The 15996-nt window shown below is 57.2% G+C and carries 14 protein-coding genes; 4 read left to right on the top strand and 10 right to left on the bottom strand.

Going from position 1 to position 15996, the window contains the following annotated elements:
• Window positions 1-50 precede the first annotated feature (50 nt).
• Together ACR0L3_RS09225 and mnmH are read left to right on the top strand one after the other, a co-directional pair.
• A complete protein-coding gene (locus ACR0L3_RS09225; protein ID WP_480745408.1) occupies window positions 51-716 on the top strand; it encodes an SOS response-associated peptidase in 666 nt (221 codons plus the stop codon).
• A 43-nt stretch (window positions 717-759) separates the two neighbouring features.
• The gene (mnmH, locus tag ACR0L3_RS09220) at window positions 760-1812 is read left to right on the top strand and encodes a tRNA 2-selenouridine(34) synthase MnmH (RefSeq protein ID WP_480745407.1); all 1053 of its coding nucleotides are present in this window, start codon (window positions 760-762) and stop codon (window positions 1810-1812) included.
• Here the strand turns inward: mnmH and selD are convergent.
• Genes selD through ACR0L3_RS09185 form a run of 7 tightly spaced genes read right to left on the bottom strand, consistent with a single transcriptional unit; the run spans window position 1803 to window position 9889 of the window.
• Complete coding sequence (gene selD / locus ACR0L3_RS09215) at window positions 1803-3959, bottom strand: selenide, water dikinase SelD (protein WP_480745406.1); 2157 nt, start codon at window positions 3957-3959, stop codon at window positions 1803-1805. The genes mnmH and selD overlap by 10 nt on opposite strands.
• 5 nt (window positions 3960-3964) lie before the next feature.
• Window positions 3965-4351: a Na+/H+ antiporter subunit G gene (locus ACR0L3_RS09210; protein ID WP_480745405.1), complete on the bottom strand. Its 387-nt coding sequence runs from the start codon at window positions 4349-4351 to the stop codon at window positions 3965-3967.
• 7 nt (window positions 4352-4358) lie between these two features.
• Window positions 4359-4628 carry a K+/H+ antiporter subunit F gene (locus ACR0L3_RS09205; protein ID WP_480745404.1) on the bottom strand — a complete coding sequence of 90 codons (270 nt, stop codon included), beginning with the start codon at window positions 4626-4628 and terminating at the stop codon, window positions 4359-4361.
• Window positions 4625-5122: a Na+/H+ antiporter subunit E gene (locus ACR0L3_RS09200; RefSeq protein WP_480745453.1), complete on the bottom strand. Its 498-nt coding sequence runs from the start codon at window positions 5120-5122 to the stop codon at window positions 4625-4627. Before ACR0L3_RS09200 ends, ACR0L3_RS09205 begins: the two co-directional genes overlap by 4 nt.
• The gene (locus ACR0L3_RS09195) at window positions 5122-6663 is read right to left on the bottom strand and encodes a monovalent cation/H+ antiporter subunit D (protein ID WP_480745403.1); all 1542 of its coding nucleotides are present in this window, start codon (window positions 6661-6663) and stop codon (window positions 5122-5124) included. The genes ACR0L3_RS09200 and ACR0L3_RS09195 overlap by 1 nt, the downstream gene beginning before the upstream one ends.
• The gene (locus ACR0L3_RS09190; RefSeq protein ID WP_480745402.1) at window positions 6660-7019 is read right to left on the bottom strand and encodes a Na+/H+ antiporter subunit C; all 360 of its coding nucleotides are present in this window, start codon (window positions 7017-7019) and stop codon (window positions 6660-6662) included. Before ACR0L3_RS09190 ends, ACR0L3_RS09195 begins: the two co-directional genes overlap by 4 nt.
• Window positions 7019-9889, bottom strand: a complete 2871-nt coding sequence (locus ACR0L3_RS09185) for a monovalent cation/H+ antiporter subunit A (protein ID WP_480745401.1) — start codon at window positions 9887-9889, stop codon at window positions 7019-7021. Before ACR0L3_RS09185 ends, ACR0L3_RS09190 begins: the two co-directional genes overlap by 1 nt.
• Window positions 9890-10113: 224 nt before the next feature.
• Between ACR0L3_RS09185 and ACR0L3_RS09180 the strand changes: the two genes are divergently transcribed.
• Together ACR0L3_RS09180 and ACR0L3_RS09175 are read left to right on the top strand one after the other, a co-directional pair.
• Window positions 10114-10587: a rhodanese-like domain-containing protein gene (locus ACR0L3_RS09180; RefSeq protein ID WP_480745400.1), complete on the top strand. Its 474-nt coding sequence runs from the start codon at window positions 10114-10116 to the stop codon at window positions 10585-10587.
• Window positions 10584-11408 (top strand): CE1 family esterase, encoded by an 825-nt coding sequence (locus ACR0L3_RS09175; protein WP_480745399.1) that lies wholly within the window; start codon window positions 10584-10586, stop codon window positions 11406-11408. The genes ACR0L3_RS09180 and ACR0L3_RS09175 overlap by 4 nt, the downstream gene beginning before the upstream one ends.
• On the opposite strand, the gene mdoH is transcribed toward ACR0L3_RS09175, so the two are convergent.
• The 3 genes from mdoH to ACR0L3_RS09160 are packed head-to-tail and all read right to left on the bottom strand — an operon-like array spanning window position 11409 to window position 15987.
• Entirely contained in the window at window positions 11409-13277 is a 1869-nt protein-coding gene (mdoH, locus tag ACR0L3_RS09170; protein ID WP_480745398.1) for a glucans biosynthesis glucosyltransferase MdoH, read from the bottom strand.
• Window positions 13274-14773: an OpgD/OpgG family glucan biosynthesis protein gene (locus tag ACR0L3_RS09165; RefSeq protein ID WP_480745397.1), complete on the bottom strand. Its 1500-nt coding sequence runs from the start codon at window positions 14771-14773 to the stop codon at window positions 13274-13276. Before ACR0L3_RS09165 ends, mdoH begins: the two co-directional genes overlap by 4 nt.
• Window positions 14770-15987: an OpgC family protein gene (locus ACR0L3_RS09160; protein ID WP_480745396.1), complete on the bottom strand. Its 1218-nt coding sequence runs from the start codon at window positions 15985-15987 to the stop codon at window positions 14770-14772. Before ACR0L3_RS09160 ends, ACR0L3_RS09165 begins: the two co-directional genes overlap by 4 nt.
• Window positions 15988-15996: the final 9 nt, after the last annotated feature.

Here is a 15996-nt window from a genome sequence, read left to right as displayed (position 1 = left end):
CCCGTGACACCCTGTGCCTGTATGAAACGATTAATGATGGTTCATTACCTATGTGCGGACGGTTTGCAATAACCCTTCCAAATGACGCGATGGCACAGCTGTTTTCTGCACGACCAGCAAACACGCTGCCAGCCGTTCCGAATTTCAACGTATGCCCGACCAATCAAGTGCATGTGGTGCGGGCGAGCGAGACCGGGCGAAGGCTGGATCCGCTTCGATGGGGGTTTCTACCGCATTGGTACAAGACCGAGACCGCAGGGCCACTGTTGATCAATGCGCGGGCCGAGACTCTGGCCGAAAAACCTGCATTTCGCGAAGCCTGCCGCGAGCGGCGTTGCCTCCTCGTTGCCACTGGATTCTACGAATGGACCAAGTCCGAACAGGGAGACCGTTTGCCTTGGTACATCCATCGCAGAGACAACGCACCAATCGCGTTTGCCGGGGTCTGGCAGTACTGGGGCACTGACGAAAACCGGCAGGGCACATGTGCCATCGTGACGACGCAAGCCAACCAGTACCTCAGCACCATTCACCATCGAATGCCGCTAATATTAGAACCAGATGACTGGCCACTGTGGTTGGGTGAGGCGGGAAAGGGGGCCGCTCGATCGATGCGGCCCGGCGCTGAAGACGTGTTGGAGTTTTACCGTGTCGATCCTGCCGTGAACTCGAACAGAGCAAGTGGGTCGGAGCTGATCGAACCGATACCGGCCTGAGGCGTTCCTTTTCATTCTCAGAATCGCAAGATAGACCTAGGATATGGCTTTGAGTTTCAACGATCTCCCCAGCATATTTGCGCATAAGTTTGATACGGTGATTGATGTGCGCAGTCCTGCGGAGTTTGCCGAGGATCACCTACCCGGGGCCATTAACTTACCCGTTCTGGACAATGACGAGCGTGCAAAGGTCGGCACCATCTACGTCCAGCAAAGCCCTTTTCTGGCCCGAAAACTGGGTGCTGCACTGGTGTTTCGCAACGCAGCAAATCATATTGAGCAAAGCCTGTCGCATCATGAAGGCGGGTGGAGCCCTTTGGTTTATTGCTGGCGCGGTGGCCAGAGATCGGGTTCGTTTGCGTGGATGTTGCAACAGATCGGTTGGAGGGCCGAGGTGGTGGATGGCGGGTACCGTACATATCGCCGCCTCGTAAACAGATACCTTTATGATGATCCTCTGCCGCACCCGTTGGTGGCTTTGGACGGGTATACAGGAACGGCCAAGACAGACTTGCTGAAGCGTCTTAACGCGCGCGGCGTGCAGGTTTTGGACCTTGAAGGCTTGGCTAACCATCGCGGTTCCTTGTTAGGTGAAATGCCGGGCGGGCAGCCGAGTCAGAAAGCCTTCGAATCTGCCCTGGCATCAGCTTTGTGCAAACTGGACACGGCGCACCCAGTAGTGGTTGAGGCGGAATCGTCCAAAATTGGTTCGTTGATCGTGCCGCCCAGCCTCTGGACCGCGTTGTGTAGTGCGCCGCGTATCCAAATCGACGCGCCGTTGGATACTCGCACTGCCTATCTGGTCCAAGCCTACGACGACATCCTGTCAGATGCAGATCGGTTGCGGGAGCGCCTGAGTCCGCTACGAGCCCATAGAGGGCATGAGGTGGTGGATAGCTGGTTTGCTCTCATCGATGCTAACGAGAAAAAAGCGCTGACAAGGGCGTTGATGGAACAACATTACGACCCAGCCTACACGAAGTCCCGCCGGGTACGCGCGGCGGAGGTCGTCGCTCAGGTCAGTATGTCTTCGCTAGATGAGGCTGGTTTGAAGGACGCAGCTGCGCGTATTGAAAACATTCTGGGTCAATCCTGAAGGCGTATCCCTGGGGTATCCGTCATGTTCCCAATGATGACCGCAGGATAACCCGCGTGCCGTAGCTTTTCGCATAGTCTTTGCGCATGTTCCGCTGGTACAGCGGCCAACAACCCTCCAGCCGTCTGCGGATCGAACAAAAGGTCGACCTTGTCGCCGGACGGCAAGTCACGGACGAGGCTCCGGTTTTCATCGAAAATCGTTGACCGTATACCAAGTGCGCTCAGCTCCAGCGCGCCAGCCATTAGGGGGATTGCGTTCAATTCGAGTGTCGCGCCGCAGTCTGATGCCTCACACATCCCAAGCAAGTGCTCAGCTAGGCCAAAGCCGGTCACGTCGGTCATTGCATGGGCCGTGGCCAGAATGCGGGATGCTTCACCTTGTGGGTGAGCCATCTGGAGGTAAGCTTCTGCGACCCAATGCCCGTCAGCCCGTCCAGCCATTTCAGCGGCCATAAGCACGCCGCTGCCCAGCGGTTTGGTCAATATTAGCGCATCCCCAGCACGCGCGCCTGACAGTGTAATAGGGTCGCTTTCGCACAGACCGGTCAGTGTGAAGCCGATGGTCAACTCATCGCCCATAGAGCTGTGGCCGCCGACGATTTCAGCGCCGGCTTCACGTATGACTTCGGAGGCTACGGCCATGACCTCGGACATGGTTCGGTGCTGCAGTTCAGGGGACATGCGGGGCAGAATGATGGTGGCTGTTGCCGCCTGGGGGCTTGCGCCCATGGCCCAAATGTCCCCCAACGCATGAACGGCAGCGACACGGGCCATCAGAACCGGGTCGTTGGTAAAACCGCGTAGATGGTCCGAGGTCATAACCTGCCGCGCTCCGCCAGTTTGCAACAACGCGGCGTCGTCCCCGGGCAAGGGCGTGACATCGGTGCGTTTTGGCTGGGGCAGGTCGTTCAGTGCAGTTTGCAACGCACCACGCCCGATTTTAGCACCGCAACCGCCGCACATGGGCTTTGCACCCAGTGCTTCGTGCAATCCAGCAGCGTGTTGGGGCGGCAGAGCGTGTTTCATTGCGGGCAGGTCGCGGAACTTGTTCATGAACGCCTGATCGATGTGGTTCTTCCATTTCCACATCAATGAGCTGCTGAATGAAGTCCCAAATCGTTCGGCCAGCGCGGATTTTCCACCGAGCGAGATAAGCTTCAGGTAATCCTTCTGCGGTTGATAACGCCGCATCTGCCCCGTACCCAAAGCAGCCCGCAAGTTGCCGAACAATATGGGAGCTTCTCGTACCGCGTATACTCCGGCCTTGGGGCGTGGGTTCTCAGACAAGTGTACACAATCACCGGCAGCGAAGATCGTCGGGACGCTGGACTGTAAGTGGCTGTTCACGCGGATGTAACCATCATGCAAATCCAGCCCTGTCTGGGCAATCCAATCATAGGGGCGGGCCCCGGCAGCACCGGTCACAAAGTCGGCTGAAATTTCGCGGCCGTCGTCAAGAACGACGTGATCTTTGTCGATGCGCGAAATACTAACCCCTTCGATTAATTCAACTCCAAGTTCAGCCATTGCTCTGCGAATTGTAGCGGCGGCATTGTTCACGGTTGAGGACAGGATCGTGGCATTGTCGATCAATGTAATTTTCGCGCTGCGGCCCTTTATGCGCAGGGCATAAGCCATGGCCATCACCAGTTCTGCTCCGGCGACGCCGCCTCCGATAACAACGACCGAAGCTGGGCCGGTACCAACCAGATACTCAGCCCATCGCTTTGCAAACGGCCCTAACGGCTTTGCCGGAACAGCGTGTTGGGCGAAACCCGGCAGAGCGGGCATGTCCGAGGTAATGCCAACATTGATCGAAGCCACGTCAAAAGCCACCGGAGGACGACCAGGCACATGAACCTGATGCCTGTCTATATCGATGCCTTCAACAGGGCCGAGGATTACGCGAGCGCCAGCGAACCGTGCCAGCCGCACGAGATCAATGTCCAGTTCACTGCGGCTGTAATGCCCGGCGACAAAGCCCGGAAGCATGCCCGAATAGGGTGCGCTGGGACCTGGATTGATCACCGTCACCCGTGCACCGGGTAGCGGGTTCATTCCCCATTTCCGCAACACCAGCGCATGGGTATGTCCGCCGCCAATCAAAACCAGATCACGGGTCAAAGGAAGCGGAGGTTGGTACATTGATCTCAGGTTTTGCTGTGGTCTGGAACGTCTTCGACCTGTTCGACCGCGTGGGTGGCCCAAAGCTCATCCTCGCCCGCGTCCGGCAGGTCGCTAGGCTTTTCATGGCGATGAATATGCCATTTGGCAATGAACAGGGCTGTGATCGGGGCTGTCAGAAACAGGAAGAGCGTGATCAGCAATTCATGCAGGGACAGTGAGCCCTCTAGCAAGACCGAGTGGCAGATCGATGCCAGCAATACGCCCCCCACGCCCAAAGTGGTCGCCTTGGTTGGCGCATGAAGACGGGACATCGGATCCTTCAACTTTATCATCCCGTAAGAGCCGACAAAGCCGAAAATGCCCGACACGATCAGAAAAAAGGCGATCAGCAGTTCTATGAGGAATGTCATGTCGCCCTCACTCGATAATGTTGCCGCGCAGCATAAAGCGCGCATAGGCCACGGTTGAGACAAAGCCCAGCATGGCGATTATCATTGCGGCTTCGAAGAAAATCTCGGTTCCCAGATACAAGCCGTAGAGGATCATTAGGGCAATAGTGTTGATCACCATAGTATCCAGCGCCAGTACGCGGGTGCCCACGCCCTCGGCCGAGATGATCCGATACAGGCACAACATGATGGCCGCCCCGAAACAGGCGAAGGCAAACCAGATCGCTACATCGATCATTCGAAAATCTCCCTCAGGCGGCGTTCATAGCGTTGCTTGATCTGTTCGCGTACGACATCGGTGTCGGGTGCATCAAGGCAATGGACTAGCAGGTTGTGCCCTTGCGCCGATAGGTCACAGCTTACGGTTCCTGGTGTCATGGTGATGGTACCGGCCAGCACTGTGATCGCTTCGGGTGTGCGCAGTTCCAACGGTATGCAAACCCAGTTGGGCTGCCGGTCTGCGTCGCGTTTGAAAAGAATGATACGGGCAACCGTAATGTTGGCGATTACGATATCCCACAAAACCACCAGCATATACTCAACTACCATCGGCCAATTGCGTAGCTTGGGGCGATCTGGCCAGTAGGGTTGAGTGATAAAGGGAATGATGATCCCCAGAATAAGACCAAACACAACCGAGTTCAGGGATCCGTTATTGGCTAGTAATACCCAAACTACGGTCAGCAGGAACGTCAGCTGAGGGTGCGGAAAAATCCGGTGCAGAATCCTCATCATTCTTCTCCTCCCAGTACGGCAGAAATGTAGTCTTCTGGTGTAAACAATTGCTCAGCCGTTTTGCCAGCGTAGTTTAGGGCAGGACCGGCAAACAAGGTTAGCATGACAAGGCCGAGTACCGCGCCGAAAACCGCTGTAAACGCAAGGCCGGGGTTTGGCTCGGGCGCGGGTAGGGCGCTTGCCTCCTCATCTCCGTCCTTCGGTGCCGGGTTGTATTCAGCGGCGTGGCTTTTCCAAAAAATGAGAGTACCTGCACGCGCAAGGCCGACGATCGTCACAAATGAACCGATTAGGATCACGGCCCAGATTGCAGTGGAATCCGGCGCGTCGCGTGCCGCGTCAAGCACCAGCAGTTTGCCAATAAAACCGGACAGTGGCGGCATGCCGGCCAGAGCGATCGCTGCGACAAAGAAAAGAGCTGACACCAACCCACTTTGCGGCATCGGAGCGGTGGGCGCGATAGCTCCGCCTCGGCGCTCCATAACCAAGTCGGCCACAAGGAAAATAAGCGCTGTCGCAAGGGTCGAGTGGAAGATGTAGTAAAGTGCGGCGGCGGTAGCGGTTTCTGTGAAAAGCGAAATCGCAATCAGCAAAGTACCTGTAGAAGCGATGGCGCAGAACGCCGCCATACGTGCGATATGTTGCGCACCCAATGTGCCGATGGCACCAATGGCCAGTGTCAGCAGCGCAGCGGGTTGTAGCCATGCGCCAACAAGACCTTGCGTTGCTTCGACCTCTGGGCCAAAGCCCAATGTGTACATCCGTATGATCGAATAGGCCCCGACTTTGGTCATAATCGCAAACAGAGCAGCCACGGGCAGAGGCGCATTCGCATAGCTGGCGGGCAGCCAGAAATGCAACGGCAGAACGGCCGCCTTGATGCAGAATACCAGTAGCAGCAGTACTGCGCCGACGCGCAGCAGGGCCGTATCGTCAGCGGGCAATTCAGCCACGCGCACCGCCATATCCGCCATGTTCAGCGTTCCGGTCACGGCATAAAGCGTACCCAGTGCAAACAGAAATAGCGTCGAGCCAATCAGGTTATAGGCCACATACTGCACCCCGGCCTTGAGCCGAACTGATCCGCCCCCATGCGTCATCAAACCATAGGAGGCGATCAACAGCACTTCGAAGAACACGAACAAGTTAAAGGCGTCGCCAGTCAGGAAGGCTCCGCAGACACCCATGAGCTGAAAGTGAAAAAGCGCGTGGAAATGTTTACCTCGGTCATCCCAGCCTGACGCGATGGCATAAAGCACAACGGGCAACGCGATCAACGCCGTTAGCAACACCATCATGGCTGACAAACGGTCCAAAACCATGACGATACCAAACGGTGCGGGCCAATTGCCCAGCTCATAGACCTGAATATCTCCACCCGCTGCCTGTGCGGTTATGGTCAGGGCGATGCCCAAAAGGCCGACTACTCCGGCGACCGAGAATATCCGCTGAAGGTCTAGATGGTACCGCAAGACCATGATGATGAACGGAGCCAGAATCGCGGGCAGGACGATCGGCGCAACGATCCAGTGGTTCATGCGTCTTCTCCCTGCGCGTCCACGCTGTCCTGTGCAGTCATGTCTATATGGTCATCTTTCGAGGACAGATAGGCGGAAAGCGCAACCATAACGATGACCGCCGTCATGCCGAACGAGATCACGATTGCCGTCAGAACCAAAGCCTGCGGCAGAGGGTCGGTATAGGGTACATCTTCGTATTTGTTTAAAACAGCAGGCGCGTTCAGCGCCAGCCGTCCAGTCGCGAACAGGAACACGTTCACCGCATATGTAATCAACGAAAGGCCCAGAATGACCGGGAATGTGCGACGGCGCAGGATCAGGAAAATCCCGGCGGCGGTCAGAATGCCTACGGCTGAGGCTACGAGCGCTTCCATCAGGCCTGCTCCTTCTTTTGTTCTTCATCCGATGGGTTGTCTCGCAATGGATTGATGTCCATCGGGAACTCTTGTGCCATACCCGGCTGCCAAGCAAAGCGTGACAGGCTGTCCAGCGCCAGCATTACTGCGCCCAAAACGGCAAGGAACACGCCTGTGTCGAACAGGATGGCGGTGGCCCATTCAAACTCTTCCAGAGGTGGCCAGTTGATGTAACCGAAATCGCTGGTCAGGAACGGGCGCTCGTTAAACCAAGCGCCGATGCCAGTCGCGGCTGCGATCAGCACGCCCCATCCGATCGTGCCGTGGTAGTAGAACCTTTGTCGTTCGATGGCCCAGGTGTAACCGCTGGCCATGTACTGCATCAGGAAAGCAATCGCGACGACAAGGCCTGCAATGAATCCACCGCCTGGCTGGTTGTGCCCCCGGAAGAAAATGTAAGCGCCCACCATAAGTGCAATCGGCATCATCACGCGGGTTGCCACCACCATCATGAGCGGATGCGAATCCCCCGATTGCGGCCAATGCGGTTTGCGGTTCAGCAAATAGGCGCGGACATTGGTGCCCAGAACGGCCTCGGTCAGGGCAAAGATGATTAGCGCCGCAATACCCAGAACGATGATCTCGCCGAAGGTATCAAATCCCCGGAAGTCGACCAGAATAACGTTTACGACGTTGGTTCCGCCGCCGCCCTTGTACGAGTTTGCCAAATGGAATTCCGAGATCGTCGGGAAGGCAAAGTCCCGGAGCATCAGCGCATAGATCAACCCGCCGGTGCCAAGGCCAGCCACGACCGAGATTGCCGCATCGCGCCATCGACGTGCTGCACTGCTGTCCCAAGGTGTATCCGTGGGCAGGAAGTTCAGCGACAACAACAGAAGGATCATTGTCACCACTTCGACCGAGATTTGGGTCAGTGCCAGGTCCGGGGCCGAGAGGTAGTTGAACGCCATCGATACAATCAGCCCAACCACACCAATCAGAACCAGAGACAGCAAGCGGTTGCGGTGGAACCACATGATCGCCAGCGTTGCGCCCACCAAACAGATCCAGCCGATGAAGGGAATGACCTGGATGGGCAGTGGGTCGCGCGTTTCCGGGCCAATGGTGCCGGTGGTAAAGGCGTAATAGCCAAGCCCTGCCGTAAAGGCGACAAGGATGATCGCATACCGGCTGATCACTCCATTATGCAGCGTATCGGTAATCCAACGGCTGAAAGTGGTAAACGCGCCGATTGTGGCCTCGAAGATAACCTTTGCTTCGGGGCGGGGGAGAGCGTGCCAAAGCTGCTCTCCACGACGGTGCAATGCCAGCAGGAACAGGCCGCCCAACGTGGCAACTACCGACATATAAAGTGCCGGCGTCAAGCCGTGCCACAGTTTAAGCGAGTAGTAGGGCAGTTTCTCTCCGCCAATCACAGCGCTGGACACCACGGCGACCAGTGGCCCGACGATTGCCGCCGAATACAATCCGATCAGAACCACAAGTACGACAAGGAAGGCTGGGGCCAGCCACAGTCCAACTGGCGGATCATGCGGATGGTGCGGATAGTCGTGGCGTTCCGGGCCAAGGAAAACGTGGCTGATAAAGCGGAACGAATAGGCGGCCGAGAACACTGCGGCCAGCAATGCCAGTCCCGGCACCAGATAATGCGAGTTCAGCCACGTGGTGTGGACTGTTTCCTCTAGCATCATTTCCTTGGACAAGAAGCCGTTCAGCGGGGGCAGGCCAGCCATGGACAGCGCTGCAATCGTACCGATGGTAAAGGTGATCGGCATCAAGTGACGCAGACCGCCCAAACGCTTGATATCGCGCGTTCCAGTTTCGTGATCGACAATACCGGCAGACATAAACAAGGCGGCCTTGAAAGTCGCATGGTTAATGATGTGGAACACTGCTGCAACTGCGGCGAATTTGGTGCCAAAACCCAACAACATCGTAACCAGACCCAGATGGGACACGGTCGAAAATGCCAGAAGCGCCTTTAGATCATCCTTGAACAGGGCAATGCAAGCGCCGATCAGCATGGTCACAAGACCGGTCGTCGCAACGATATAGAACCATGCTTCAGTTCCAGCCAGCACCGGCCACATCCGCGCCATCAGAAACAACCCAGCCTTCACCATAGTTGCGGAGTGCAGATAAGCCGAAACCGGTGTCGGTGCCGCCATCGCGTGCGGCAACCAGAAATGGAACGGGAACTGTGCCGATTTGGTGAAAGCACCCAAGAGGATCAGGATCAGCGCGGGCATGTAGTAAGGCGAGGTCTGGATAAGCTCTTTGTTCTGTAGAATGACACTTAGATCATAAGAACCCACGATATTGCCGAGGATCAGCATCCCGGCAATCATCGCCAGACCGCCGCCGCCGGTTACTGCCAGCGCCATTCGCGCGCCCTGACGGCCCTCGGGTAAATGTTTCCAATAACCGATCAACAAAAATGAGCTTAGCGACGTAAGCTCCCAGAAAATAAGCAAAAGTAGAATGTTGTCCGACAGAACGATTCCGACCATCGCGCCCTGAAATAGCAGCAGGTAAGTATAGAACTGCCCCATCGGGTCCTCGCGCGACAGATAAAACCGCGCATAGAGGATGATCAGCAATCCGATCCCAAGGATCAACAGGGCAAACAGAAACCCTAGACCGTCCAACATGAAGTTCGCGTTCAATCCCAGTGCTGGTATCCATTCGAACCGTGCAGTCACAACATCCCCGCGCATGACCGATGGGATGTGGATCAACAGCCCCATAAGCGCCAGAAAGGTTGTCAGCCCGGCGGCTGAAGCTGCTGCGTTTCGTCCTGCCCGGATCAGGAGGGCTGGGAAAACAGCTCCGAGGAAGGGAAGGGCCGCGATGAGGAATAGGGACAAGTGCGATACTCCGGTCTGAGCGGTCAAAAGTAGTCCTGATTTTGTAAGGATAATTTTCTAACTGTCCAGCTATTGCAAGTTTTTCACTCAGTTCTATGCCTGCGCGGAAGAGATATTTTCAGGTGCGAAAAAATGACGCTAACTTGATCCAAAGCCTGAATTTCGACGCGGATTCAAAATCAAGGCTGTGTTAAAAACACACTGTCAGGATAGGAGTGCACCGCGTGGCCAGAAGCGCGAACCGAACACGGCGATGGGTTTTGTGGGGCGGAGGTGCAGCCATCGTCGCTGGCTTTGCCATTCGGGAATACCGCTTGGTCCCTCAGGCTTATGCAGGCGGTAAGCTGAGCGTTGCAAACGCGCATCAACGGGCACTGTCCGGTGAAATTGTCCTGGTGGATATCCGCACGCCACGCGAGTGGGAGGCCACCGGAGTTGGAGAAGGGGCGCATCCGCTGGATATGCGCCGCGAGGATTTCGAGCACGCGCTGGCACAACTGACCGAGGGTGATCGCGACACTCCGATTGCGCTGATTTGCGCGCGCGGTGTACGTTCTGCCCGTCTTAGTAATCAGTTGACCAAGGCGGGGTTCACAAACATCATCGACGTGCCCGAGGGTATGCTGGGTTCTGCTGCGGGACCGGGTTGGGTGCGCACTGGTTTGCCGGTGCAACACGATTTAGGAGAGACAGGATGATCCGGGCTTTCACCTTGGCAACCGGGCTGGCGATGGCGGGGCAGGCCGGGTTGGCCGCTTGCGACGATCAAGAGGCGATGTGCGAAACCGCATCTGGCGGCTACCACATCGAATTGCCAGACGCAGAAAACCCGCCACTGGTCGTTTTCCTTCACGGCTATGGGGGCAGCGGCACTGGGACCATGAAGAACCGCAGCATGGTCGAACCGCTACTGGCGCGTGGTTACGCCGTGATGGCACCCGAAGGGTTAGAGCGGCCAAACCGGGATGGCACCAAAAGCTGGAATTTTTATCCAGGTTTTGGCGAACGGGATGAGGCTGCATTTCTAACCGAAGTGGTTCAGGACGCAGCGAACCGGTTTGGAATCGATCCCGAGAGGACCGTATTAGGTGGATTTTCTGCAGGTGCTTTCATGGTTTACTATCTTGCTTGCGCCGCGCCGGATACATTTTCGGCTTATGTGCCAGTTTCCGGTGGGTTTTGGCGTCCTCATCCTGAATCTTGCGATGGACCGGTGCGCATGTTCCACACCCATGGCTGGACTGACAACGTCGTGCCGTTGGAAGGTCGTTTGTTGGGCGGTGGACGTTATCACCAGGGCGATATCTTTGCTGGGCTTGAAATCTGGCGGGTTGCCAACGGGTGTGTCGACACCAAACCCACTGGCTTCAGTACAACAGACCAGTTCATGCGCCGCCGCTGGACGACCTGCGCCGAAGGCAGCGCGCTGGAGTTCGCGCTGTTTCCGGGGGGGCACACTGTGCCCTCGGGTTGGGCAGACATGATGGTGGATTGGTACGAAGGCCTGCCGGGTGGTTGATCACTCGGCAGGGGTCATGACGCCTTTGCCCTCGATCAAACGCTTAAGTTCGTTCCGGTGACGCCGGGCAGCGCGGGTAATTGCAGGTTCGCGGATATCCTCTTTCATCCCGACCATGCGGCGCGCAGCGCCCGCAGACACACCGCTGAGTGCGGACAGGGGGATTGCCAGCGCTAGGCTGATAGCAATCGGGGCGAGCCATATCGATACGAGGCCGGATAAGATTCCAACGCTCAGCGCAATGCCGCTGAGGGTTTCCAGCGTGTGGCACATCACCAATGTCTTCAGGCCATAACTACCACCATCCCGTGCCTGAGGAGACCAGCCCCTTTGAATACCCAGGGCAGTGCGGAACACCGCTATCATCTGCTGCACCATCAGGATCGGAGCGTAGAGGATCGACAAGACCACCTCGGCAAGAAACGAGGTCAGGAACTTGGACCCGCCCCCGAAATCCGCATAGCGTACACCGCTGAGTGGCAGGGCCAGTACGCCCAATACCTTGGGGGCCAGCAGCATCGCGTACATCACGAGAATAATCAGCACGTGACGGGTTTCGGTCATCTCGGGCCATTGCGGGAACATTGGGTTGTCGGGGCTGAAGTAATGCAGGACCGAGGCATCCTCGCCCTGACCGATCAGCGCCCACATCACCAGCAAGGCAAACCACAGCGGCGACATCAGATACCCGACCGCTCCGTGGAACATGTGAAACCGCGACACGGCACGGAACCCTGCCGAGCCCAGTAGTTTCAGGTGCTGCAGGTTGCCCTGACACCAACGACGGTCACGCAGTGCGTGGTCGATCAGCGTAGGCGGGGTTTCTTCGTAAGAACCACGAATGCGCGGCAGGAAACGCACGCCCCATCCAGCGCGGCGCATTAGACCGGCCTCGACGAAATCGTGGCTCATGATCAGTTTTTCCTGACCATTCAAAGCGCGCAGCTTCGGCAGACCCGCACTCGAGGCAAAGGCCTTGGTTCGAATGATCGCGTTATGGCCCCAGTAGTTGCCTTCTTGACCGCACCAACGGGCCAGACCTTCGGCAAAGGCGATGCCATATACGCCGTTGGCGAACTGCTGCATCCGGGCAAAAACTGACTGCGCGCCGATCAGTTGCGGGTAGCTTTGGATCAGCCCCGCGCCGGGATCGCGCGCCAGCGAATCCGTCAGGCGCAGGATTGCGCGACCGGTCATCAAACTATCTGCGTCCAACACCAGCATTGCATCCCAGTCGGCCCCCCAACGGCTGACCCAGTCAGCGATGTTGCCTACCTTACGATCAGTGTTTTCCTCGCGGCGGCGGTAATACAGCTCCAGCCCAGGGGCCAGTGAGGTGCGCAGCGCCTCGATACTGGCCTGTTCCTGCGCCGCAATTTCAGGATCGCGAGTGTCGGATAGGATGAACATGGCATAGTGGTGCTGACCGCCGCGCGCGCGCAGATCCTCCAGCATCGTCCGGGCGTTGCCCAGCACGTTCCACGGCACTTCGTTGTACACCGGCATCAACAAAGCGACACGCAGGGGCTGCGCCCAGCCCCCTATATTGGGCTGTTCCTGACGCGACAGGGACACCATGCCCAAAAGCACGGTGCAAACTGTGAAAGATATCCAAAAGAAATTGAACGAGATCAGTGCTAACAGGATGGCCTCGATTAGGTTAATCCCTTCGGACCCGAACCAGTCGGTCGTAACCCAAAGCAAACCCAGCGTTGCTGCCATTGCGGGCGAAAACGCCAAAGCGCGCCAGAACCCCGCCGAGGGGCGCTTGCCATGCGGCACCTGCGCATCGCGGAAATCCGCGCCGAAATTCTGCGCGGGCATCGCCAAAGGAGCCTCGGGCGGCATGATATGCAGATCTTGGGTCATGCGGTCCAACGGTATAGCCAAACTTCAGAGGCTGGCTTTTTGTCTTTAAGCAACTGCGCGCGAAGTTCTACGTGGTCGCGATCGCCCGGTTCGAAGGAAAACGCCAGCCGCAGACCACCGGTGTCAGGGTTGCGTTGCAGCACGCCCTCGGATGTTTCGGCATGGGGTGAGTTTACAAACACGGTCATCGCCTCGGGGTCGTCAAGCAGCTCGCTTTCCTCAAAGTCGATGACGGCCAAGCGCCCTTCGCCAAATGTGTTTTCACCCATAGCTGTGTTGATCACGCGCGGCATCGGGGTTCGCTGGGGTTCTTCACCCCAGATCAGGCGATAGGACAAGTCGACCTGGCTACCTGCCGTATAGGGTTCCATTGGACGCCAATAGGCGACGATATTGTCGTAGATTTCCTGATCGGCGGGGATTTCGACCAGAGTGACAGTGCCCTTACCCCAATCGCCACTGGGTTCAACCCAGAGGCCCGGGCGCTTGTGATAGTTCGCCTCAAGATCCGCATAGTCCGAGAACTCGCGCTTGCGCTGCATCAGACCAAACCCGCGCGGGTTTGTATCGACGAACGAGGAAATCTGTAGGCGTGTCGGATTTGCAAGCGGGCGCCATAGAACTTCTCCCGCTCCATTGCGGATCAGAAGCCCGTCGCTGTCATGCACGGCGGGGCGGAAATCGTCGAACCGGCTGTGGTTGGTGTCGTCGAAAAGGAACATCGAGGTGCCGGGCGCAATGCCTACGTGAGGTAGCTCTTCGCGGGGGAACAGGGTGGCTTCGATGTCCATGACACAATCAGCGCCAGCAGTGACGTCGAACCGATAGGCACCGGTGACGCTGGGGCTGTCCATCAGCGCATGTACGACCATGTTTCGCTGACCAGGCTTGGGGCGCTCCAGCCAAAAGCGGATGAACTCAGGGAATTCCTCGCCATCTGGGTCGCCAGTTTTAAGAGCAAGACCGCGGGCGGACAGGCCGTAAACCTCGTGCAGACCAATGGCGCGGAAGTAGCTGGCACCCTGCCAGACGCAAAACTCGTCGGTTTCGCCGGGGCGATGCATCTCGGTACGCAGTCTTAGACCTGAGAAGCCCAGCGTGTCATCAATCGGCAGCTGCGGCACGTCCTCGGATTTGTCGAACATGCTGAGATCGAATGCCACAGGCGTTGCCATGCCGTCCTCGACCGTCGACACCTTCACCGTGCGTGGGAAATACAGGCCGGGAGTAAAGAAATCGACGTTGAAGGGTGTTTCGGTCTCATACCAAAGTGCGCGATCCAAACGGAAGCGGATTGAGCGATACTGCTGATAGGTAAGGTCCTGCCATTCTTGCGGCACCATCTCGCGTTCGGCGTAGGGGCGGCTGGCGAGATCGCGGGCCAAAGCGATGACATCGTTGCGATCAAACGGGGTTTCCCCGCCAGTGGCAAACGTGGCCGGAGCGAAGGCAAGTGCCGAAGTCGAGGCCAAAAATGCGCGACGTGTAAAATTCATTTCTTTGACTTCCAAGGTTGTGACTTAAACCAAGCGGCCATGTATGCCACGCCGATGATCATCGCAAAGCCAATCATGTTGGCGATGAATACACTGGCAACATCCCGCCCACTCAGGTCCAATCCGACGCCGATAAGTCGTGCCGCTGCCATGGAAAATACGAAAACCGCCAGCGATTGTTGGCCGACCTTAGTGATCAAGGTCAGCAGGAATTGCCAGATTTTGGCTAGCGCGCTTTGGCCAGTAGCGATCAAGCGATGTCCGTGCTCTCCGGCGATAACCCAGCCCAAATAGGCCAGAGACAGGAAGTGCAGGTACCGGAGCAGGCCAAAATCGGTTTTGTCGCGGAACTCTTTGGTGAGTGGCCAGACCTTGCGAATTTCGTCAGCCAGATCAGGTGCAGCTGCGTTAATCCAGGAAAACACTTTCCAAGACCCAAATGGCATCGAGAAGATCAGGAACAGCACCGCTGCCCAGATCAGGGTTTTCGACACAGGAGGGGCGGGAATCCAGCCGCGCATGAAGGCGAAGCCGGTGAAAAACAGCAGCTGCCAGCCAAATGGGTTAAAAAACCACTGTCGGTCCGACCATGGCTCGGCCGGTAAAGCCAAGGCGCCGGTCTGGGCAATCAACCAGATCCCGATGGATGCCGTGGCGACCGCCCAGAACCCTATACGTGACAGACCCATGAACAGGGGCATCATCGCCAGAACCACCAGATACATCGGGAGGATGTCAAAGTAGTTCGGTACATAGGTCAGCGTGAACAAACCAATGATCTGCGGGGCAGGGTCATTGAAAAAATGCTGCAGGTTCAGTGCAGAGATATAGTCTTTCTCGAACAGCCCGCTTTGGTTCAGCGCCGCCATGGACATGGCCACAAAGAAGAACAGCGCGATATGGGCCCAATAAACCTGCCAGATGCGGAAGGCGACCCGAGCTGTGCCCATCCACCAGCCCTTACGGGCAAAGGCTCCGCCGAACGCTATGGCCGAGGCCATACCCGAACAGAACACGAAAATCTCGGTGGCGTCAGAAAATCCGAACCGAGCGGGAATCCATTTGGCCCATGGGTCGTTTGGAATATGCGCGATTAAGATGATAAACATTGCGATACCACGATAGAAATCCAGTCGCGGGTCGCGCACGCTGACAGGGGCGGCCGCCGAGGCCGCCACAGGCGCAAAATCAGAAGCGGGCGATGCAGTCGCCATACGAGTTCT

This window comes from Ruegeria sp. CK1 (genome assembly GCF_056536545.1).
This window is presented reverse-complemented; position numbering and strand designations above follow the sequence as displayed.

Excerpts from the sequence above, each read along its gene's own strand:
- ACR0L3_RS09225 (WP_480745408.1), top strand. The coding sequence starts at position 51 with ATGTGCGGACGGTTTGCAATAACCCTTCCAAATGACGCGATGGCACAG.
- mnmH (WP_480745407.1), top strand. The coding sequence starts at position 760 with ATGGCTTTGAGTTTCAACGATCTCCCCAGCATATTTGCGCATAAGTTT.
- selD (WP_480745406.1), bottom strand. The coding sequence starts at position 3,959 with ATGTACCAACCTCCGCTTCCTTTGACCCGTGATCTGGTTTTGATTGGC.
- ACR0L3_RS09210 (WP_480745405.1), bottom strand. The coding sequence starts at position 4,351 with ATGACATTCCTCATAGAACTGCTGATCGCCTTTTTTCTGATCGTGTCG.
- ACR0L3_RS09205 (WP_480745404.1), bottom strand. The coding sequence starts at position 4,628 with ATGATCGATGTAGCGATCTGGTTTGCCTTCGCCTGTTTCGGGGCGGCC.
- ACR0L3_RS09200 (WP_480745453.1), bottom strand. The coding sequence starts at position 5,122 with ATGAGGATTCTGCACCGGATTTTTCCGCACCCTCAGCTGACGTTCCTG.
- ACR0L3_RS09195 (WP_480745403.1), bottom strand. The coding sequence starts at position 6,663 with ATGAACCACTGGATCGTTGCGCCGATCGTCCTGCCCGCGATTCTGGCT.
- ACR0L3_RS09190 (WP_480745402.1), bottom strand. The coding sequence starts at position 7,019 with ATGGAAGCGCTCGTAGCCTCAGCCGTAGGCATTCTGACCGCCGCCGGG.
- ACR0L3_RS09175 (WP_480745399.1), top strand. The coding sequence starts at position 10,584 with ATGATCCGGGCTTTCACCTTGGCAACCGGGCTGGCGATGGCGGGGCAG.
- mdoH (WP_480745398.1), bottom strand. The coding sequence starts at position 13,277 with ATGACCCAAGATCTGCATATCATGCCGCCCGAGGCTCCTTTGGCGATG.
- ACR0L3_RS09165 (WP_480745397.1), bottom strand. The coding sequence starts at position 14,773 with ATGAATTTTACACGTCGCGCATTTTTGGCCTCGACTTCGGCACTTGCC.
- ACR0L3_RS09160 (WP_480745396.1), bottom strand. The coding sequence starts at position 15,987 with ATGGCGACTGCATCGCCCGCTTCTGATTTTGCGCCTGTGGCGGCCTCG.